Source organism: Tannerella sp., from assembly GCF_052170195.1.
In the GTDB taxonomy this organism is placed as follows: domain Bacteria; phylum Bacteroidota; class Bacteroidia; order Bacteroidales; family Tannerellaceae; genus Tannerella.
The window spans coordinates 20,519-42,421 of the sequence record NZ_JBQNAZ010000010.1; the positions used below are offsets into that span (position 1 = coordinate 20,519).

General features: G+C 51.3%; 9 protein-coding genes. All 9 read left to right on the forward strand.

Annotated features, from left to right (window positions below; all coding sequences use genetic code 11):
• Nucleotides 1-10: 10 nt before the first annotated feature.
• Entirely contained in the window at nucleotides 11-1,768 is a 1,758-nt protein-coding gene (locus ACTTKA_RS04480) for a RagB/SusD family nutrient uptake outer membrane protein (RefSeq protein ID WP_442724130.1), read from the forward strand.
• Nucleotides 1,769-2,202: 434 nt separating this feature from the next.
• The gene (locus ACTTKA_RS04485; protein ID WP_385994818.1) at nucleotides 2,203-2,781 is read left to right on the forward strand and encodes a hypothetical protein; all 579 of its coding nucleotides are present in this window, start codon (nucleotides 2,203-2,205) and stop codon (nucleotides 2,779-2,781) included.
• Between the two features lie 217 nt (nucleotides 2,782-2,998).
• Nucleotides 2,999-4,795 carry a leucine-rich repeat protein gene (locus tag ACTTKA_RS04490; protein ID WP_442724131.1) on the forward strand — a complete coding sequence of 599 codons (1,797 nt, stop codon included), beginning with the start codon at nucleotides 2,999-3,001 and terminating at the stop codon, nucleotides 4,793-4,795.
• Nucleotides 4,796-5,242: 447 nt separating this feature from the next.
• Nucleotides 5,243-5,647, forward strand: a complete 405-nt coding sequence (locus tag ACTTKA_RS04495) for a hypothetical protein (protein WP_442724132.1) — start codon at nucleotides 5,243-5,245, stop codon at nucleotides 5,645-5,647.
• Between the two features lie 75 nt (nucleotides 5,648-5,722).
• Nucleotides 5,723-6,667 (forward strand): TapB family protein, encoded by a 945-nt coding sequence (locus ACTTKA_RS04500; RefSeq protein ID WP_442724133.1) that lies wholly within the window; start codon nucleotides 5,723-5,725, stop codon nucleotides 6,665-6,667.
• Between the two features lie 948 nt (nucleotides 6,668-7,615).
• Nucleotides 7,616-9,319, forward strand: coding sequence for a hypothetical protein (locus ACTTKA_RS04505; RefSeq protein WP_442724134.1), 1,704 nt, complete (start codon nucleotides 7,616-7,618; stop codon nucleotides 9,317-9,319).
• A gap of 76 nt (nucleotides 9,320-9,395) precedes the next feature.
• On the forward strand, nucleotides 9,396-18,683 hold the full coding sequence (locus ACTTKA_RS04510) for a TANFOR domain-containing protein (RefSeq protein WP_442724135.1): 9,288 nt from the start codon (nucleotides 9,396-9,398) through the stop codon (nucleotides 18,681-18,683).
• Between the two features lie 272 nt (nucleotides 18,684-18,955).
• Entirely contained in the window at nucleotides 18,956-19,429 is a 474-nt protein-coding gene (locus ACTTKA_RS04515; protein ID WP_081094361.1) for an endonuclease domain-containing protein, read from the forward strand.
• A 36-nt stretch (nucleotides 19,430-19,465) separates the two neighbouring features.
• Nucleotides 19,466-21,469 (forward strand): fibronectin type III domain-containing protein, encoded by a 2,004-nt coding sequence (locus tag ACTTKA_RS04520; protein ID WP_442724136.1) that lies wholly within the window; start codon nucleotides 19,466-19,468, stop codon nucleotides 21,467-21,469.
• Nucleotides 21,470-21,903: the final 434 nt, after the last annotated feature.

The following is a 21,903-nucleotide window of genomic DNA, read 5'->3' on the forward strand; positions in this document are numbered from 1 at the left end:
TAAACGAACGATGAAACAAATAAGATATGCAATCATGTGCTCGCTCGCCTTTTTATGGGCCTGCGATATGGAAGAACTTCCGAAGGCGACTGTTTCGAAAGAGCCGGTGTTCCGGACAGAGACGGGTCTGAAAATGTACACGAACTCTTTCTACAATCAATTTCCCGCTTATACGGTGCGCTACACCACTTCGTACTACATTGCGACAAACGAAGTCGTCAAATATCTGACCGAAAACGGATTCAGCGCCGAAGAGAGCTCCGGATGGGATTGGGGTACGTTGCGCAACATCAACTATTTCATTGTAAACTGTAACAGTCCCGCCGTACCGGCCCGTACGCGCAATCATTACCTCGGGATCGCGCGTTTCTTCCGTGCGTATTTCTACTTCGGGATGATGCAACGCTTCGGCGACCTGCCGTGGATCAACCGTCCTCTCGAAGTAAACGACGAGCGTTTGTATGCCGGACGCGACAGCCGTACTCTGATTGCCGACTCCATCAAGGCCGATCTTGATTTTGCGATCGCACACATCCTGAAGGAGCGTGACGAGACGTGTTCCACCATTACGCGAACCGTCGCTGCCGCGTTTAAGTCGCGCGTCTGTCTGTGGGAAGGCACGTTTCGTAAGTATCATACCGAGGCGGGTTTGACGGCATCGGCCGGCGCATGGCTCAAAGAGGCTGAAGAAGCCGCTCGCCTCGTGATGAAAGCGGGATATCGCGTCTACACCGCCGACGGCGTAGAGCGTTCCTACCGCAAGCTCTTCGTGACGCAAAAGCCCGTGTCTGATGAGGTGTTGTACGCCGTTACTTTCGATGGTAAGCTGGGGGTGTCGCATTCCGGCAACAGGGGATGGACGTCCGTCACCTTCGGGCTATGTCCCAGCTTGACGCGCTCCTTCGTTCATACCTACCTGATGCGTGACGGTACCCCCTTCACCGCCAGAGCCGGTTATCAAACAACATCCTTCATCGAAGAATGCAAAGACCGCGACACCCGTTTGGCGCAGACCATCCGCACGCCAGGGTTCACGCGTATCAGCGGAGGTGAGGCGGTGCAGACCGCGCCCGATTATGCTTATGCCATCACCGGATATCATACGTGTAAGTTTACACTCGACGATACGCAGTACGACAATGTCGATATCTGCGACAACAACGTGCCGCTCTTCCGCTATGCCGAGGTGTTGCTCAACTATGCCGAAGCCAAAGCCGAGCAGGGAACGCTTACCGACGAGGATTGGAAAACGACGATCGGGACGTTGCGCGCCCGTGCCGGTATCACCGGAGGACTGGATAAGAAACCGACCACGCCCGATCCGTACCTGCAAAGCCGGTTCTTTCCCTCCGTTTCGAATCCGGAGATTCTCGAGATACGCCGTGAACGTGCCATCGAACTTTCGTTCGAAGGATTCTCGTGGGCCGATATCTGCCGCTGGAAGGCGGGCGATGCCGCCACGAAAGTATGGGACGGGATTTATATCCCTGAGCTCGATGTGCCTTACGACATGAATGGCGACGGCAAACTTGATGTATGCTTCACGCTCAACCCCAAGCCTCAGAAAGTGCCCGGCGTATATTACCTCTACGTCGGGAAAACGCTCGAAAACGGAGCCAATAACAATACCCAGCTCGCCGACGACGGACATACCATCGTCTTCATGAAAGATCAGAAGCGCACATGGAATGATAAACTTTATTTTCATCCTATTCCTGCCAATGATCTGGTTATGAATCCTGCTCTAAAACAAAACCCGGGCTGGTAATCCTTTTCGCATAGGGACTTGACCGGAGAGAGGGTGTGTTTAAACGCAATGTTTGGGCACCCCCTCTTTTTGTATCCCTTCCCTCATCCGTAAAAACACATCGCTTTCCAATCCGGCAAAGCCGTGAAAATACCCTTTTCTTTGCTTTTCTCGGAATCGGCCTAAAATGAAAAATCATATATTTATATGATTTTATATGTGAAAAAACATTTCATATTTAAACCAAAAACATTCATTTTTCTCCTATTTTTTAAGAAGATTTTTTACAATTTATTGATTTAAAGCTTTATATGAATCTAAAATAAATTATTTTTTATAATATATTTTGAAGCTTTAGCAATGCAAAAATCATATATTTATATGATTGACACGTGTCGTTTACTTGTTTAATTTTGTCAGCGATGGTATGTATTAACAAGGTAAAAAAACAGATTATGAAGAAAGCAAAATGGATTTCGTTCGGTTGTCTGTTAGGGATCATATTGGCGACCGGATCATGCAAAGAGACGCTTCAAAATGCGCTCGGTAAAGACATTTCCGTCAAGAACCGCGAAATAGTGTTCGATGTACAACCTTCGGCGCTCTCTCAGACCGATGCCGATGGGCAAGACGTTCCGGAGTTACTTGCAGGCGCGACGGAAGAGGTTCTCTACGACGGCATACTGAATGTGAACGTAGCTGCCGAACTGGAAAAAAACGGACTTTCGTTCGAGAACCTCAAGTCGTTTATTATCACGCAGGGAACTCTCGAACTCGTTACCCCGCAAGGGTTTGATCTGAATACGTTCCGGACGGCCAAACTCTATTTCGATAATCGAACGGCCCTGGTCGCTAAGGCCGACGTGGTAGACACTGCCGCGCGAAAGGTACGATTTACCATTATCAACGGTGAACTCCTCGACAAGCTCAAAGATGACAAGTTGCACGTGATCCTCACCGGTATCCGGCCCAATGTCGTTGTACGTCTCAAGCTCGTCATGGACTACAAAGCCAAGGTGAGTTTGATTAAATAAAAGTCCCAAGGGCGTTTGCATGTTGAGTTGTTTGATTATTCGCTGAATGCATATTAGAATGACGAATTATGAATGCCTCCTCTTTGTCATTCCGAACACCGTGAGGAATCTCACTTGGAGAAGGAAAAAGATTCATCACTTCGCTCTGAATGACAAAAGAAGGAAATAAAATAGTAAAGAATGACAATTAATAAAAGAATAAAATTAATAAATGATTATGACACGAATTAAACAGATTTCCATTTGGCTCATTGCCCTCATGGGGCTGATTACGGCCCTCGGTGCTGCGGCGCAAAACAGCGGCAACACCGGACCGCTCCGATGGGAATACAATGCCGGTACCAATACCCTTTCCATCACCGGAACAGGCGCCATGCCGAACTATGCATCTACAAACGATCAGCCTTGGAAAGCTTTCCAAAGCGGAATCAAAACCGTAATTATCGGGGATAACGTTACCACAATCGGAGAGCATGCCTTTGCCGCTTGCAATGCACTGCAAAACGTAACGCTCGGAAGCCGTGTGCAGACAATCGAAGTCTCTGCCTTTGGTACTTGCCAGGCGCTGCAAAGCATCTCCTTTCCGGCCAGCGTTACCACAATCGGAAAGCATGCCTTTCTCAATTGCAGGGTGCTGCAAAACGTCTCCTTTTCCGACGGACTTACCACAATCGGAGAGGGAGCCTTTTCCGATTGCGTGGTGTTGCAAAGCATCACCCTTCCGGCCAGCGTTACCACAATCGGAGAGTATGCCTTTGCCTTTTGCAACGCGCTTCAGCAAGTAACCGTAGCATGGGATACGCCGCTTGCCGTGCCGGACAAGACCTTCTGGGGTGTCAATACCGCCAACGTGCCACTAAAGGTTCCCAAAGGCAGAGAGGCAGAGTATCAGGCGGCCCCTGTCTGGAAAAGCTTTAAGATCAACAGCCCCCCCGCGCCGGGCAACGGCGGAAAGCTAACCATCAGCAATATCACCGGCAATGGCTTTACCGTCAGCTGGGAGAAGGCTACCGACGTTGAAACACCACAGAAAAATCTGATATACAAGGTGTATTGCAAAGGGGGAGGCGGTTTACTCTTATTTAAACCGACAGATTTGAAAGCTACGCTTACGGACAAAGCCTCGTATACGATAACGGGCCTCGGCGGTGGCATAACCATTATCAATCCAGCTTTGGATAAAGGATACGATGTCAACGTAGAAGTGATAGACGAAGCCGGCAGCAGCGCCTGGTATAATGAGGAAAACGTAAAACTTGCTTCGGCCACGGTTGCTGTCTCGGGTGTTACGGTCGCTCCGGCCGCGCTGACGCTGGAAGTGGGACAGACCGGCGCGCTGACGGCTACGGTCGCCCCCGCCACGGCTACGAACAAAGCGGTAACGTGGACAAGCAGCGCCCCCGCCATCGCTACGGTCGATGCTTCGGGAACGGTCAAGGGTATAGCCACCGGCACCGCCACCATCACCGTCAAAACGGCCGACGGCGGCAAGACGGCCACCTGCGCCGTAACGGTCAAAGAGGCCGCAGCACCGGCCGTCAAAGTAACGGGTATCACGCTTAACTATGCCTCGATCACCGTCAACGGCGATCTGGAACGGGTGCAGCTTATCGCTACGGTCGCTCCCGCCACGGCTACGGACCAATCGCTCACGTGGACGAGCAGTGACGCGTCGGTAGCTTCGGTCGACGGAGCCGGATTAGTGACGATTCGCAAGAAAGGCAAAGCGACGGTCACCGCCAAGGCCAACGACGGTAGCGGCGTCTCGGCCTCGTGCCTCTTCGACGTGATCCGCACCGTAGCCAACGAAACGATCGACGGTCTGCGCATCTACGTTGCCGACGGTGCGCTGCGCCTCGCCCTGCCCAAGACCGAGACAGTACATATATATAATGTAGAAGGTTCCCTCGTGAGAACACTTGTCCTCCCTGCCGGCGACCATGTTCTGCCGCTGCCGTCAGGCGTGTATGTGGTGCGCGTTGGAGAACGCGTAACGAAGGTGATGGTGAAGTAAAAAGTGAAAAACGAAAAGTGAAGAGTGAAAAATGAATACCCGAAGGACTTTTCGTTTTCCTATAACAATTAACCATTGACAATTAATTTGTCATTCCGAACGCAGTGAGGAATCCGGCCCCGAAAGGGAAAGAGATTCTTCGCTTCGCTCTGAATGACAAAAGAAGTGAAGAGTGAGAAACGAATAGTGAAAAGTGAAGCCCTTAAGGGTGTGAGATGTTTTAATCGTTTAATTGTTGATTGGTTAAGTATGGGGATAGGGGCGAACCTCAGTGTTCGCCCACCCGTACATAGCCGGAAAATAACAAGAAACAGTTGAATATTGACCGTAGTCCAAACCTCCGAAGGAGGACTGATCGCCAACGAGATGAAAATATCAATGACATTCGGAGAACCAATGTCTTGATATCGGAATGTTAAACATTTGATAATGGATAATAAAAGAATAATGAAAACAACAATTAAAATTTTCGCATTGCTGGCATTGGCTGCGCTGCTACTAGACTCATGCAGCAAAAGAGAAAGTGAAATCCTTAAGAAACACAAGGTGGAGTTCAGCCCTGTTAAATCTTCAGGAGGTATTCTTTCCCCCAGCCCTAACCTCGCCTTGGATAAAAACTACTATGTAACAGCCCAAATTGACGGTAAGGAGATCAAATCGGGCGATGAAGTGGAAGAAGGCCGGGAGATTGTTTTCACGGCCTACGCCGGAATAGCGTCAGGAATGATACTTGAAAAGTGGGAAGTCACCGGCGCCAATCCCCCGTCCGGTACTCCCCCAACCATTACCATAAAAGTAAAAGGGCCGTTGAAGGTGGTAGGCGTTTTTAAAAAAATGTTTCTGAAACCATAATTGAGCAAATAACATTCGGACAAAAGAGTTGAGACCGTCTGAAATCTGACCTATAAACATCTAACAGTAAAAACAATGAAAACAATAAAACGAATACTGTTTTTTATTCTGCTGTTTGCAGCAGGGAATATTACCGATGCAGCAGCTCAGAGCTGGCTCGAACGTTTGGGAAAAAGAGCCGAAGAATCCGCTAAACGCAAAGTGGAGCGCAAGATGGATGAGAAAGTGGATAAAACGGTGGATAAGGCTTTCGATAAAGCGGAAGAAAGTACACGGAAAAAACCTCAAAAAACCGACTCCAACACCTCCATCGTTGAGCCGCCCGACAATGGCGCTCCGGCCCGGGACCCGCGTGACTGGGACGACGGCGAGCCTTATCAGGCCCTGAAAAAAGGGACCAAAATCGTCTATACTTTCTACGATGGCAAAGGTAATGTAACGGGATACAACAATCAGAAAGTACTGGAGATAACCCATGCGTCAAACAGCGTGGATGCGGTAGTTTCCAGCACACAAACAGACCGGAAAGGTAAGGTACAAAGCGATGCCACCGTCTCGTTGCACTACAAAAACGGCAATTTCCACGTGGATTTGCTCGGTATCATGCAGCCCAAAGAGATGCAAGGTATTGACGTGGAGGCGGAGGCTTCGGGGCGGGATATGATTGTTCCCGGCAAACTTGAGCCCGGGCAAACATTGCCTGACGCCCAGGCTACATTCAAGATGAAGGTGAAATCCGGTGATGCGGCGTTCGATATGCCTCCATTGACTTTTCGCGTTTTCAACCGCCGCGCGCTACAAGCCGAAAGCGTGGAAACGCCCATGGGGAAATACATCTGCTTTAAGATTGTCCAAACCGTGGAAGCCGATTATCCTCTCATCGGCAAACAGCTTTCCACGTCAATTACTTGGATAGGGAAGGGACTGGGTGTCATTAAAACAGAGACGTATGATAAGAAAGGGAAACTGCAAAGCCGAATGCTGCTCACAAAATTGGAGCAGGACGCGGCACCCCTGTAATCCGTAACATTAAACACGATATCGAAATAAAATGATAACCTACTTATTATAAGGAAGCCAAAGTAGTAAATTATGAATAACAATGAATAAAAAGCCCCGTGGGGGCGCGTTAATTCAGCCCAATGCGCGGCGTTGGGAAACAGGGCAATCCCTCAGCGGAGGGCGGAAAGCCTGAATGAATGATTGTTTAAATGTTTGATTATGGACTGATTGCTGACCGCTAAAAAATATCTAAATAACGAAAGGATTTGTCTATAAGAATTAGTTCGGAAGAAAAATATGGGTTGTAGTTCGTTTTTTGCTTTTAGTAATGCGCTTTTAGTTTTTAGCTATTAGTCATTTTTGTTTTCATTCTTTTCATTCTTTTGAGTTGGGTATCGGGGGAGCTGTCGAAGCAAACCCATAGCTTTACCGTATATACATCCTCCCGATGCCCACTCTGCTTATTGGAATGATAAAAAAACAGCAAAGGCAGTCAAGAGTGATCAAAAGCAGTTAAAGAAGTAAAGAAGTACGAATGCCAAATTACGAATTACGAACGCTTCTTCATGTTATTCCGAACGCAGTGAGGAATCCCGCCGGGAAAAGGAAAGAGATTCTTCGCTGACGCTCTGAATGACAGGGTAGGGGAAAAGGTAGTTAATGTAGGGGCGAACCTCTGTGTTCGTCCGTCATAACGCCGATATGAACATCCCCCCAGTCCCCCTTCAAAGGGGGAAGAGCGAAGTGAAGGAGGATGTTACCCCTTCAAAGGGGAAATGCAGGAGCTGACGGCTGAATGCTGACGGCTGTAAGAGCCCTGAAAGGGCGTGTTAATTCAGCCCAATGCACGGCGTTGGGAAACAGGGCAACCCCCTCGGAGGAGGGCTAAAAGCCTGAATAAATGATTGTTGAGTTATTGAACTGACGGCTGACAATCGAATAGTGAAATATGTAACTAAATAATATATGATGAAAATGAATACTTATATGAAAATGATGTTTGCTACGCCTATCTGCTTGTTTGCGGTCTGTGCGTTGCAGGCGCAGGAGTTGTCCGACCTGAAGAATGTCAAGCCTTTCGACATCAGCGGGAGCATCGGATTAAATTCCTCTTTCTACTCCGTCTCCGGCATCCCGGAGCGGCAGGCCCCGTTTGCTTACGGGATCAATGCCAATGCCACGCTGACGGTCTACGGCATCTCGATGCCGTTTTCGTTCACGTGGTACGACAACGACAAGAAGGGAAACTTCAGTCAGCCGTTCAATCAGTTCGGCATCAGCCCGACCTACAAATGGCTGACGTTGCATCTGGGCTACCGTAACCTCTCCTTCTCGGAGTTTACGCTCAACGGATACACCTTCCTCGGGGCCGCTGTCGAAGCGCGTCCGGGCAAGTTCAGGTTAGGTGCGGTGTACGGTAAGTTCAATCAGAACTCGACGTACGACCTGGCCATGGCCGACTCGATGCCCAAGATGACCCGCACCGGCTGGGCCGCCAAGGTGGGCTACGGAACGGAGAACCGCTTTGTCGACTTTTCGGTTGTACGCATCGGCGACAGCACGAAAGACTTCGACTCGCTCTCCATCGTCAAGCCCGGCATGCCGACGCCCGAGCAAAATATCGCTTTCGGGCTGACTTCGCGCTTTGCCATCACTCCGGAGCTGATGTTCACCTTCGACGGGTCTTACAGTTTCTACACCAAAGACCGGATGTCTCCCGCGCCCGACTCCATCAGCGACGGCTGGCTGCGACTGGCCGATAACTTTATCACGGTCAACGGAACGACATCGTACTTCAAGGCCTTCAAAACGAGTCTGAGCTATCATTTCACCCCGTCCATCGTCACCGGCATCGAATACCGGCGTATCGACCCCGGGTTCCACTCGATGGGAAGCTATTTCTTCAACAACGACGTGCAGCACATCACCTTCAACCAAACCGTCGGGCTAATGGACGGCAAGCTGAACCTGAACGGCTCGCTCGGGATTCAGAACGACAACCTCGACGGATCGAAGGCCAATACGGCCCATCGCGTCATCGGCTCGCTCTCGGGCAACTATACGGTCAATGAAAACTGGGCGGTCGACGCTTCGTTCAATAACTATTCCACGAACCAGCGCGCCTATAAGACGGTGGGGAGCGATTCGCTGCAGATCTATCAAGTGAACCGCACCTTCATGCTGATGCCTCGCTTTATGAAATCCACGGCCACGGCCTCGCACATGGTGATGCTCAACCTGAACTATACGACGCTCGACGACCGGAACAAAAAAACATCCGACATGACCGATACGGATACGTATATGGCCATGCTGATGTATAACTTCGGGCTACCGGCGCTTCGGCTCAACATCTCGACCGGAGCCAATTATACCATGATGACGAATAAGAACTTTGAAAACGTCATGATAGGTGGTAACCTGAATGTATCGAAAACGCTCCTCGACGACAAGCTGTCGCTGAACTGGAGCAACAACGTTATGAGTAATAAGATCAACGACGACAGCGGATTGATTGTTAACTCGGCGCTTAACGCCGCTTACCGGTTTCATCCCCAGCATGCGGTATCCATGAATTTTAATTTTATCAATAACCGGTTTGCCAACGAGGCGGCCGTTCCATCGTATCACGAAATTAGAGGAGATATAAGTTATGTGTTCACATTCTAAAAAACAAGACTATGGCAGGGATCGTTTTCCGGTCCCGGCAATATTCCGGACAGGTAAAACCGTTACCTCCGGATTATTGAAAACGTTTCGATTCCGACTGCTGTTTATTGCAGTCATTGCGGCCATCGCCGCATGGAGCAGTGCGAAGGCGCAGCAGGATTTTCTGAATAACCGTATATCCTTAACCGTCAATCCGGTGGCTCCTCCTTATACCAACAAGTTGTCGGATTATTTCTCGACACCCGGCAGAATAGGAGGAACCATGATCGTTAAACAGGATATTCATGCCACATCTCTTTCGTTCTATGTGCATGTGGCGATCGTCAACATGGAGACGGAAAACATGGTCAGGACAAGACGGAGTTTCAAACCTGCCCGTCCCCGTGATATCATGTTGGCACAGATTCCCGTCACTACGATGCTTACACAGAGCGATATTGCGGAGGCCGTGCGCGAACAGAATCTGGAATACGTCGGTTTTACCCGCGAACAGATTATGCGTGAGGGATTGCCCGCCGGAAGCTATCAGATATGTATGACGTTATTCGTCCATCCCGGAGGTTGGAACAATGTGGAACAACTCAGGACGTATTGCAGTCCCACGTTCCGGATAGAGGAGAAAGATCCTGTAATTAATCAGACAGTGCAGGTATTACCTCCTTACACGAATAAGCTGTCCGACTACTTCGAATCGCCGGGCAAGATACAGAGCGTGATCTCTGTTATGCAGTACCCCGAGAAACAGGCGCTCTTCAACGTGACGGGACGGCTTGAGCAGGTGGACGGCAACATACGCATCAGGAGCGGGCAGTTCAAGACGTCCGTACGCATCGACGGTACGCCGTCGGGAAATGGTGTCGTCTTCCCGCCTTACACGCTGACCCATACGAATTACACTGAGATGTTCAGGGAACCGATGGTGTATCAGGGCATCAGCCGCGATCAGGTGCTGCGTGACGGACTGCCCGAAGGCAATTACCGCATTTGCTTCATGCTGAGCAACGCCCGTACAGGCAAAGAGATCGGGTCGTATTGCAGCGCCCCGTTCCGTATTCAAAAGAAAGAAGCCATCGTCAATCAGACGGTGCAGGTACTTCCGCCTTACACGAACAAGCTGTCCGACTACCTTGAGTCGCCGGGCAAAATACAGAGCATGATTACCGTCACGCAGTACCCCGACAATCAGGCGGATTTGGATATGACGGGTATGCTTGAGCAGGTGGACGGCAACATACGCATCGGCAGCGGGCAAAACATGGCTTCCGTACGCATCACAGGTACGCCGTCGGGAAACAACGTTATCTTCCCGCCCTACACGGTCACCCACAACGACTATCGCAACGTGTTCAGGGAGCCGATGGTTTATCAGGGCATCACCCGCGAACAGGTGCTGCGCGACGGATTGCCCGAAGGGACGTATCGCCTCTGCTTCCGGCTGCGCAAATCTCATTCCACCGTCGTGATCGGGACCTATTGCAGCGCCCCGTTCCAAATCCGTAAAAAGAACGCGATCGTCAATCAGGCGGTGATGGTCATACCGCCATACACGAATAAGCTGTCCGACTACTTCGAGTCGCCGGGCAAGATCCGCAACGTGATCACCATCGCGCAATACCCCGACGACTATGCCACGTTGCGCGTACAGGGTACGCTCGAAAGCATAGACGGAAAAATCGTCATCGGCAGCGCACAACACGCGGCTTCGGTACAGATCAAAGGAACGCCCTCCGGCAACCAGACGATCTTTACCCCCTATACGTTAACATACAACGAGCTGCGCGACATCTTCAAAGAACCGATGAATTATCAGGGCATCACGCGCGAGCAGGTGCTGCGCGACGGTCTGCCCGACGGCAGCTACCGTCTCTGCTTCAAAGTCTACGATGCAAAGCGGAATCAGCTGCTCAGTCAGGCATGCAGTCCGCCGTTTATGCTGACTCCGCCCATGCAGAGCGCGCTTGAGCCGCCGCAGCTCATCCAGCCCTACGACGGCAGCGAACTGCCGCCCGAGCAGAAGCAAACCGTGCAGTTTACGTGGACGATGCCTCCCGGCGCGCCCGCCACAACGCAATACATGATCAAGATCATCGAGCTGAACGACCGTTACGCCAACTACCGCGACATGTTGCGCAACAGTTCCTATCCGGCGTTCTTCGAGACGACGGTTCGCAGCGTGCCGACGTATCTCTATACCCCTGCCAATCCCGCGTTTAAGGAAGGCAAAACGTACGCGTGGGTAGTCCGAGCCATCGGAAACAACGTCAACACGCCGGCAGCGATTGTCCCGGGTGTCACATTCAAGAACGACGGCTACAGTGAACCGGCTGTGTTCACCTTCAAGAAAAGCAAAGAGGTGAAAGTGGAACCGCCGAAAAAAGAAACGCCGCCGATCGTGAGCGAAGAGGGTCTGAAAATCTTCGTACCCGGATGCCGTAACTGCAACGAGAACTTCGAAGGACTGACAAACAATGTTCCCGAAGGCGGATCGACGTACTATCTGCAGGGTCATACCCTGAATCCGAACCTGCTGAGCGGCCCGAATGCCGGCGCCGACCCGAAAGGCCGGAAACCGGCAAATAGCGACGCGAAGACCGACCTCGGCGGTACATCCCTTGCCTCCGGCTCGGGAACGAAGATCGAGATACCGGCCGATGCCATTGCGGTGAACAATGCCCGCAACTTCTACCTGCGCTGGGAAGATAAGAGCAGCCTGCTGGCCAAACGGCAGCCCAAGCCCGGCGAAGGCATTATCTACCGGCTGCAAATCCGCGAGGCCGCCTCTGAACACCTCGTATGGGAGAAAGACGTGTGGGAACGCAATTCGTATGAGCAGACCAAAAAAGGCCTGCCGTTTGTCGACGGACAAAAGTACGTGCTGTATATCGCCGCCATGCGGGGCGTAGTGACCCCCAACGGGTTCTCCGCCGTCATCGACGCGAAGGGGAAGCCCGATGTGCTTGCCTCGTCGTGCCAGTGCGAGTTTACCTATATGGAACTCGACGATGTGTCGGATCTGGTGGAATATACGGTGAAAGGGAAGCTCCTGTACAAGTTCGAGCATCATCCCGAAAAATATCCGCTGACTACGACTACCGCTACGCTGACGCGATACACGCGCCTGATCGATGCGAAAACGGGAAAGCCTTCGCCGATATGCCCCAAGATGCCCACGCCGAACGACGACCGCCACAGCGTACCCGTCAAAATCAACGACGACGGTACGTTCGAAGCGACGATCTACGGCCGTCCCGATGGAGGACTTATAGAAAAAGATCAAGAGATAGCAGGAATAGCAGGGCCCGGTGCGCGCGGTGATCTGTACGAGTTTTTCAACCTCGAGCTTAACTCGCCTTACTATACGCTTGGAAAAAAGGAGGAACGTCTTTCAAAAACCGAGGTCAATCTCTCCGACAAAACCGTCGATCTGGGCGAAATCACCTATAATGTATGGAGTTATACCCTCGAAGTAGAGGTATCGAAAGGGTATAAAGGATCCGACAATAAGGTGACAGGAACATATCGCGAACTGAATCCGCCTAACGTCAACGGTCAGGTCAAACGTGTGATGTTCGGACTCGAAGGATACGAGGATATGCCCTATTACGAAGGCGATATACTCCCCTCTCAGCCTAAGGGACCATACGGCAAAAACCTGATTACGGAAGGAAAAGTAGAAATCCGCGAAGGTAGCGACGGCAAGGAGCATACCTACGTCACGTTCGACCGGTTGATCTGCAACTTCCAGCATAACGATCATTATCATGTTTTTATCGAGCAGAAGCTGGAAGAAAACGGAAAAAAGAAAACATACTATACGAACGAGTTTTCATGTACCGAAAAATATCTGGACTTCAAATATGTTCCTACGGGAACAGAGCAGATGCAAGCGGAGAAAGACGATCACTCCAACTTCTTCGTCAAGCGGCAAGCCGTGCTGCTCGACGACCGGCCGCCACGCTCCACCGTCAAAGGACGACTCGTCTTTGCCGACCCGTGTGTGGACGAAAGCCAGAGAAAGCCCATGGCCAATACCGATATCGCCCTGGTGGTGACCTATCTGGTGAAAGACAAAAAGGGAAATGAGGTCGTAATGAATTGTGAAGAGATTATTGAAAGCGGTGCAAACAATAAAAGTGGAGAAAACTCTCCGGTATCGTCAGAGAAAGAAGGGGAGAAGCCCAGCCTCCATGCAATAAGACTTATGCTGGATAAATTGAAAGACCGGAACAAGATATTGGCGGTTACCCGTACCGATGCCGACGGCCACTTCGAGTTCAAGGACTTTGCCCGTATCGATTCGACATTCACTCAGGAGGCCTACAAAGAAGAGATAGCCGGAAATAAATTTTTTACAGGGGTGAAAGTCGACGGTACGCTTCGGGCTACGGTGCGTGTGGTGGTAAACAACGCCATGAAGCACCGGTGGCTTAACCCGTCGAAAGATATCGAGATCCAGCCCAACAGCACGATGGACGTGGGCGAGCTGAAGGCCTATGTCGATTCGTATATCCTGAGGGTAAAACCTATCGGCGATCCCACTAGAAATGATATCAACATGCAAGGTCTGACGTTAGAGGGCGCTTGGGTGGAGATTGCGCGCGATAAGACGTACGACTCCGAAGCCGCGGGTAAGAGTGTCATTGAAAGGAAGCAGGTGAGGAATAAGGAAGGGGTAGACTTCAATGTGCCTCGCCATGATCCATATATCATCAATGATTTGCATATTATGACTTTCACCAGCGACAGCAGCGGTGAGCATGCATTTAAAACGGATAAAATCTTCTATCCGGACGAGTATTACAAAAGAGAACATGAGTCAGGAAGAGTTCTTTGGAATGAGAGAGCAACAGGAGCTTGCAGTGAGACCTGGCACGGCTATACTCATATAGACCTGTATCATTTTACCAGCAGTTTCAAAAGGACGGTCTGTGAAGTACCCATCGCTATGGCTCCCAAAAACCCCATCGTTTCCGGACGCCTGCTCGACTCCGAAAATCTCGGCAGAGGAGTAGATGGAACGGTGTATTTGGTTACTCAGTCTTACAATTACAAAGGAGAAAAAGAAACCAAACATTACGATAAATATTTTGAAAAAGGCTTTTTCGGGAATGTGATTGCTTCGAGAGAGACTTCTGCAAGTAACCAGGGCTATTTCGTATTCGACAATCTGAATCTTACAAGAGAAATTACATATGATAATCCGGAATATTCTGATCATAAGAAGGATTGTCGTATAAGGATAGAGCAATTAGCCAAGGAAAAAGAGGATCGATTGGAAGAACTAGAGAAGGAGCGTCAAAAAGAAATTTCAAACCCTAGGATAACATCTAGTGGTATCGGAAGACATCATCGTATGAAGCGTGAGAGCACAGCCAGTATAAATAGGCGCTACAAACACTCTAAGAATAAAGTTGAGAAAGAGTATGGAGATAGAATAAAGAAATTGGATCAAGAGTGTAAGGAGAACACTCCTGCATTAACAGTCAAAAAAGAAGTTCAAAACGAATACGCACTCTATCCTTCTGCAACCGGTTATTCATTGCTTAGAGCCAGAGAACAGAAAGGGCTGAAGGATACGGCGGATGTCGAACTCAATCGTCGCGTTTGGTGGTTCCCGGAAGGCGGTTTTACGCTGAAGATGGGGCAGCAGATGTTCTTCCCGCAGATCCTGATGGAGCCCAACGGCGTGATTACGGGGTATGTGGTAGCCGAAGAAGGGCTTGATGGAACACCGGAGCGGCCCGAACAAGCGAACGTGCGCTCCACCCGCAGCCGGCTGATCGAGACGAAACAGAAAGACTCCAAAGAAGAATTTACGGTACGCGTGCCGACCGGGCAATGGGACAATACGGATACGCTTTTCATTCTCCCGAGAGATCTGAATTATTATCCCGATACCGTTCCGCTGCCCGGTTTAACGGATCAAAGCAATACGCTCGATCTGGGCAAGAGAGTCGTCAAAGAGCGGAGACACCGGATCCGGATCGTCGTGCATCCTCAAGAAGAACTCGGGTCGACCAGAGGGGGGCTGCCGATCGGAGGGACACCCATAGGGAAGTTGCCCGGCCTTCAGGGCATTACCGTCAAAATCTACGCACCGGATGAGGAGCCGGTTGTAACGAACGACCAGGGCATTGCCGAATTCAAATTCACAAACACGGGTAAGAACTTCCGCTACGAACTGATCCCGCCCGAAAACTCGGAATACATCGCTTCCTCGGGCGAGCTGACCAATCACGAGAGCAAGGAAATGGTCAATTATCCGGTCTTCCTGAAGAAAGGCGCTACGGTAAGCGGTCGCGTCACTTCAAACGGTGAGCCGGTGCCCGGCGCGAAAGTCTGGGTGATGAACGGCGACAATAAGCGGCAAGTGACGGCCGACGACGACGGACGCTATACGCTGCGCGGCATCAAACCCGTCAGCGATTCGGGCAACAGTCCGGCACAAGCGTTCGCAAGCAGCTCGAAGAGCGCCCGCAAGCAGCAGAATGCGTCAGCAAACGCGGGCGGGAACAAACTGCCGACCGGGGCGAAGTATTACGCTACGATCCATTGCGGAGCGCCGGAGAATAACGCGGAGTATGCCAACCTGCTCGGCAAAGATACGGAGGCCGCCTTCGACGCCATGGACGGCCGGGCCACCGTCGACTTCGACCTCGACATCTTCTACAAAGCCAATATCAGCACGCTGCACGGCTTTAAAGTGACCGTGACCGACGTGCAGGAAGACGGCGGCGATAACTACCGGATCACCGGCACCATCCAGTTAGACAAGACGCCTGGACAGTTCGGAAAGGAAGGCGGGATAAGTCAGAATCCGGAGTTTAAAGACCTGAAGGTAAAGGTCAACAACTCCGAAAAAGACGCCAAGGGACGCCCGTACTTTGAAGTGCCGGGCGAAGCCTTCAGCATCGGTCTGAAACTGATGAACGTTGAGCTGAAAAGGGACAAACATACCTATCGGGTGCAACTGGTCAATGCCGGCGACGCGTACCTGAATATCGCCAAAGACGGCCTGACGGGCGGCTTGATCCGCTCCAAAGCGCGGATCGAACCGGAGTCGTTCAAATTTACCGGCGCCAACCTTAGGTTCGAGAATGATCAGTTCTACCTCAGCGAAGCGGGGGACGGACAGCCGAACGGACTGGTGACCTCGTTCAAGAGCTACGTGAGCGAAGACAAGATGAACGCGTGGAAAGCGGAAGCGGAAAGCGAACAGGAATACAGGCTGCACAATGCCAACCTGCAGCCGCTGAGGTTCGAATTCGTTACGTTCAACGCCACCTCGCCCATCAACCGGAGCCTCCTCGGAACCGACGGCGTGATCCGTCTCAAACCCGATGTGTGGTTGATCAATCCGCTGTTCAAACCGTTCAATCGGAACGATACGATCCGGATCGATCTGCCCGAAGTGGCCATCACCCCCGGCAAGATAGAAGGCGATGTGAATCTCGATAAGATCGACGTGAAGTTCGAAAACTGGACCATCGAAGCGCAAAATTGTGTGGTGGATGCCTCGAAAGGAGGAATCTCCTCGAACAAAGCCGTCATCCGGACCGGTACGCTCGACCTTTGGGCAACGACGTTCGTACTCAACAAGGATGTCTTCAAACTCGAAGGATTCGATCCGAAGAAGATTCCGCTCGGCAAGAACAAGAATGTGTCGCAGATCGACATTACGAGCGGCGTGGAATTCCAGCTCGTCGCCGATGAGAGATGCGGCAGCGACAGGAGTGCTCACTTGAAACTGAGTCTGATTGGCAACCCGGCCGGCAGCATCAAAAACCTGCCGTGCTTCGACCGTCCGCTCGGATTCCAAACGATCAGCCTCCTGAGCAACGGCGAGAGCATTATCAGCTTCGCTCACGATTGCAAGGCGCTGCGCCTCTACGATGTGGTGGACTTCCATCCGCTGACCATCAACTCGTACGACGACGGTTTCAACCTCGACGGTACGATCGACTTCGGCATCCCGGAATTCCCCACCAGCGTCAATTATAAATTGATGTTCACGAAGCAGTCCAAGGGCAAGGGACTCAAACTCGATGTGCTGCCCAGCAACCTGCAATTCGAAAACGTCGGCACATTCAAATCGCTGATGGAACGTAAAGATGTACAGATCATCGAAGACGGAAAGGTTGAACTGCACGGTACCATCGAAGAACAGGGCAAGCTCGCCCCGATCCGTGTCGTAGTCTGGAAAAAGCGCACCTCACCCGGTAACTACAATATCTGGATGGATCTGGAATACCCGGACAAGCTGAAACAGTCGATCTGTCTCGGCGGAGGCAGCCCCGGATCGGGCGATGCCGAATTCCTTATCGAAAAAGCCGATATGGTCCTCAAACCCGGAGGGGAGAAATGGGATTTCCTGCGTCTCAAACTCGTTCCGACAGGAGCCTATGGCGATAAGAGCGGATTCGGCACGTCGCCTCTCTACTTCGTACTGGCTGGTGATCTGCGAACGGATACGGAGATTGACCCCCAAAAGCAGCAGATCAAAATGGTGGGTACCGATCGTGATCCGCAGCAAGAAGGTGTTCCGCAAGACGGCTTTATGGATTTCGTGCTGCGATATGACTATCCGAATCAGCAACTGGTAGGCGATATGACCATCACCGAGAAGAAAATCGCCGGCGCCAAATTCTCAGGCGATTTGCATATGGTGGTGGGGCGCCCGGGCTTCTACTTTATGGGAGCGGGAAAATTCTCGGTGCCCGTGATAGGAAACATAAAGGGTGGCATGATTTTCGGCTACTACGAACAGAAGATACCGCAAGACGTCTGGGAACGTATATTGAGTTATTCACACCAGGGAGAAGTGCCGTGCTGCTTTACCGGCGATTCGTTCAAAGGATTCTATGCCATGGGGTCGATGGCCATTCCGCTTTTCTCACCCATAGATGAAGGAGGAAGCTTCCTTGGCATCGGATATAAGTTCCTGTTCGACGTAGGAGTCGAAGCGGCATTTTGGGGCAGCTTCGGAAACAAACCGCAAATAGGCGTCTCGGCTATGCTCTATGCCAATATCAAAACGTCTGTTACGGTTCCGTGCGTTACGTTTGGAGTGGGTGCTCAAGCCTCCATTAAAGGATATGCGATGATTGACTTCTACAATCCTTACACGGCGACGTTGGGATTATGCGGCGAACTGACAGCCAAAGGATGTTTGAAAGTGAATTGCTTACTAACGGGTGAAATATCTAAGAGTATAACCGCTCATGCCGGTATCGAAGCGTCGCTTGATTTAAAGAAGCCGACCAGTCCCAATTTAAATCCTAGTTTTGGTTGGGGCCCGTGCAGTGGAGGTTCGAAGGCGAACTGCCCGATCGTAAAAAAAACGGAAGGCTCACCGTGCGATTGAAAGCAGCATGAGGTATAGACGCCCCGTGGGGCGTCTATACCTTGCATCCCGAAGCCGCAGCGGCGGCCGGAAAGCACATTTCTCGGACAGACATCCCCCCCTTCCCCCCTTCAAAAGGGGGAATACAAGGTACCCGGCAATTCCCCCTTTGAAGGGGGTGCCCACAGGGCGGGGGATGTTATCCTCCCAATTGCTCTCCGCAGGACGGGTAAGTAGGGTAGTGCGAAACAGATGAAGGAAAGATAAAATAACAGAACGTAGAAGACGAAACGATGACGAACAAAATCATTCCATATAATCCGGTATTAAAGGAGCTTGCTCGGAGATTACGGGGTAAAAATACGCTATGCGAATTCGTATTGTGGAAGCATATCAGAAGACGCGCTTTAGGCGTCGAGTTTCACCGGCAGGTACCCATATTGGAATATATTGTCGATTTCTATTGTCACGAGCTGCGCCTTGCCATCGAAGTAGACGGAAGCATCCACCGGTACAAGGAGGAAGAAGACTTGAAACGGCAACACTGCATGGAGAGGTACGATGTTACGTTTATACGCTTTACGAATGAAGAGATAAAGAAAGATATATCGAATGTATTATGGAGACTCCAAGAAACAGTCGAGGAGTTATTGCAGAGAAAGGACATCCCCCCTTCCCCCCTTCAAAAGGGGGAATACAAGGTCTCCGGCAATCCTCCCTTTGAAGGGGGTGCCCACAGGGCGGGGGATGTTCTACGCAAAAGATAACAAACAGATAAAGAAATAATTTAAAAACAGAAAGACATGAAGAAGATGAAGAAAATGAAGAAAATAATGCTCCTATTCGTCGTCGTACTGTGTGGTGCGACCTCGATGGCAGGACAGGAACAATACCCTAACGCCGTAGCCGGTCCGGAGGGAATCTATGTGAATTGCGGCAATCGCATCCCGCGCGACTTCGCCTATCAGGTGTTTCGTCGCGCCAAAGGCAGCAAAACGTGGGACGAGATGGCCACGATAGCATGCGAAAACCATTTCGACGCCTTCTTTAACAAGGTGACGCTGGCCAACGTGCATAATCCGGTGTATCGGTTCCCTAGCGACAGCACCAAGGGGTTTATCTGGAGATTCGTGCAGCGGGCGGCGTTTACGGACTCCATCCCATATTTCGGCGCCCTGCCGATGTATCGTGAGGCCCTGGGCGTCACGTGGTACGACGGTACGGCCGAGAAAGGGAAGAAGTACGAGTATAAGGTGGTTACGCAACAGGCCGGCCGTAAGCCCGAAGAGAAGGTCACAGCCGCCATCTCCTATCCGCTGACCCCGCGAAGCGATTACGGAATCAAGGTGAGCGAACATGAAGTGAAGGAAAACCATATCAACCTGAGCTTCCTGATAGACAGGCAACAGGATTTGTATGCCGTCAAACTGCTGCGCGGCTATTACCTGCAATCGGACCTCGTCCCGCTGTCGATCGATGTGGGTTTCCGGAACGATAACGATACGCTCAAAGCTATCGTAACCGACACGACAGCCATGCGCCGCGGCATCATCCTCTACTGCCTGCAGCCGTATGACATCTACGGCAATCCGGGACGCCCGTCGGATACGCTACGGATCACCAACCTGACCGACCTCGACGAAACGAACTATGCGGGCCTGAAAGCGCGGCCGGATAAAGAGGGTATCCGCCTGACGTGGAACTTCCCCAAACCGGAGTTCCTGCGCAGTATCGACATCTACAAGGCGACCGGCTTCCGCGACAGCATCGACTATCGTTATCTGCTCAGCGTCTCGCCCGAGGATACGTGTTATCTGGATAAAGACGTCGTTTCAGCCGAGATCTATTCGTACAAAGTCGTGATCAACAACGCCTATGGCGAAAGTCCGCTCAGCCTGAGCGCGATGGGCTGGTACTACGGCGACGATCCGGCGACGGCGCCGCACGACTTGCGCGCCGAAGTGCGCATGGGCGTGGTGGAACTCAAATGGACTCGGCCGGACAAAGATACGAAGGCTTACTACATCATGCGTGCCGTCGGGCGCGACACGACCCTGCGACAGATCGGCAACGCGATTCTTTCCGACAGTGTGCTCGTGACGTATATCGACTCGGTGGACAACGTCAACAGTACGATGCTCACCTATGCCGTATGCTCCAAAAACGCAAGCCGCAACCTCAGTCCGCTCTCCGAGCGGGTCTATGTGACCCCGATGCGTAACGTCCGCCTGACCATACCGCCGAATCTGGCGACCCGGTACTCGGACAGACGGGTGCTGGTATCGTGGGACACGGTCGAGGAGTTCGATCAGAACGTCATGGGCTACCGGCTGGAACGACGCATCGCCCCGGCCAACGAGGCGGATACGACACAACGCTTCGAGACGGTCCACACCGAGAATGCGTTGATGAACTACTACGAAGATGCCGATGTGAAAGAAGGGGTAACGTACGAGTACCGGCTGTTCTCGCAGGGAGCTCACGGTATCGAAAGTGATCCGTCGGTCGTATCGAGCTGTCTTGTTCCGGCCGTCAAACCGCTTTCCATCTCTTCGCTGCAAGTGCAGAAAACAACGGGAGGCTACCGTCTGGCATGGGAAGAGACAGAGCAGGAAAACATCGAGAGTTATAAGGTCTATCGGGTGCAGGAAAACCAGCCGCCTCAACTGCTGGCTACGATGAAGAAGAACGAAACGTCGTACTTCGATACGGTCAAGGAAGACAAGGTGATTTATCTCTACACTGTCACCTGTACGGGAACGAACGGCGTCGAAAGCGAAGTCGTCCAATGGATGGGTGCGAATTGATGAAGTAAAGACCGTTAATGTAGGGGCGAACCTCTGTGTTCGCCCTTTTTTTGTGTGGTGTCGGGTTTGTCCGAACGCAAATTTCGCAAATGGGCGCGAATCAACGCAAATAACAGTCTTTGTCATTCCGAACACCTCCTCTTGTCATTCCGAACACAGTGAGGAATCTCGCCCCGGAAAAGAAAAGATTCATCGCTTCGCTCTGAATGACAAATTAATTGTCAATGGTTAATGGTTATTTTTCAGGTACATGATTCGGCGTGTACCACGCATAACAATTAACAATTGACCATTAACAATTGAATTATGTTATGCAGGGTACACGGTATCCGAACGCAGAGGAACATCCCCCCTCCCCCTTCAAAGGGGGAAGAGCGAAGCGAAAGGGGATGTTATCCCTTCGGAAGAGGGAATGCAGAGCTGACGGCTGAATA

Excerpts from the sequence above, each read along its gene's own strand:
- ACTTKA_RS04480 (WP_442724130.1), top strand. The coding sequence starts at position 11 with ATGAAACAAATAAGATATGCAATCATGTGCTCGCTCGCCTTTTTATGG.
- ACTTKA_RS04485 (WP_385994818.1), top strand. The coding sequence starts at position 2,203 with ATGAAGAAAGCAAAATGGATTTCGTTCGGTTGTCTGTTAGGGATCATA.
- ACTTKA_RS04490 (WP_442724131.1), top strand. The coding sequence starts at position 2,999 with ATGACACGAATTAAACAGATTTCCATTTGGCTCATTGCCCTCATGGGG.
- ACTTKA_RS04495 (WP_442724132.1), top strand. The coding sequence starts at position 5,243 with ATGAAAACAACAATTAAAATTTTCGCATTGCTGGCATTGGCTGCGCTG.
- ACTTKA_RS04500 (WP_442724133.1), top strand. The coding sequence starts at position 5,723 with ATGAAAACAATAAAACGAATACTGTTTTTTATTCTGCTGTTTGCAGCA.
- ACTTKA_RS04505 (WP_442724134.1), top strand. The coding sequence starts at position 7,616 with ATGATGAAAATGAATACTTATATGAAAATGATGTTTGCTACGCCTATC.
- ACTTKA_RS04515 (WP_081094361.1), top strand. The coding sequence starts at position 18,956 with ATGACGAACAAAATCATTCCATATAATCCGGTATTAAAGGAGCTTGCT.
- ACTTKA_RS04520 (WP_442724136.1), top strand. The coding sequence starts at position 19,466 with ATGAAGAAGATGAAGAAAATGAAGAAAATAATGCTCCTATTCGTCGTC.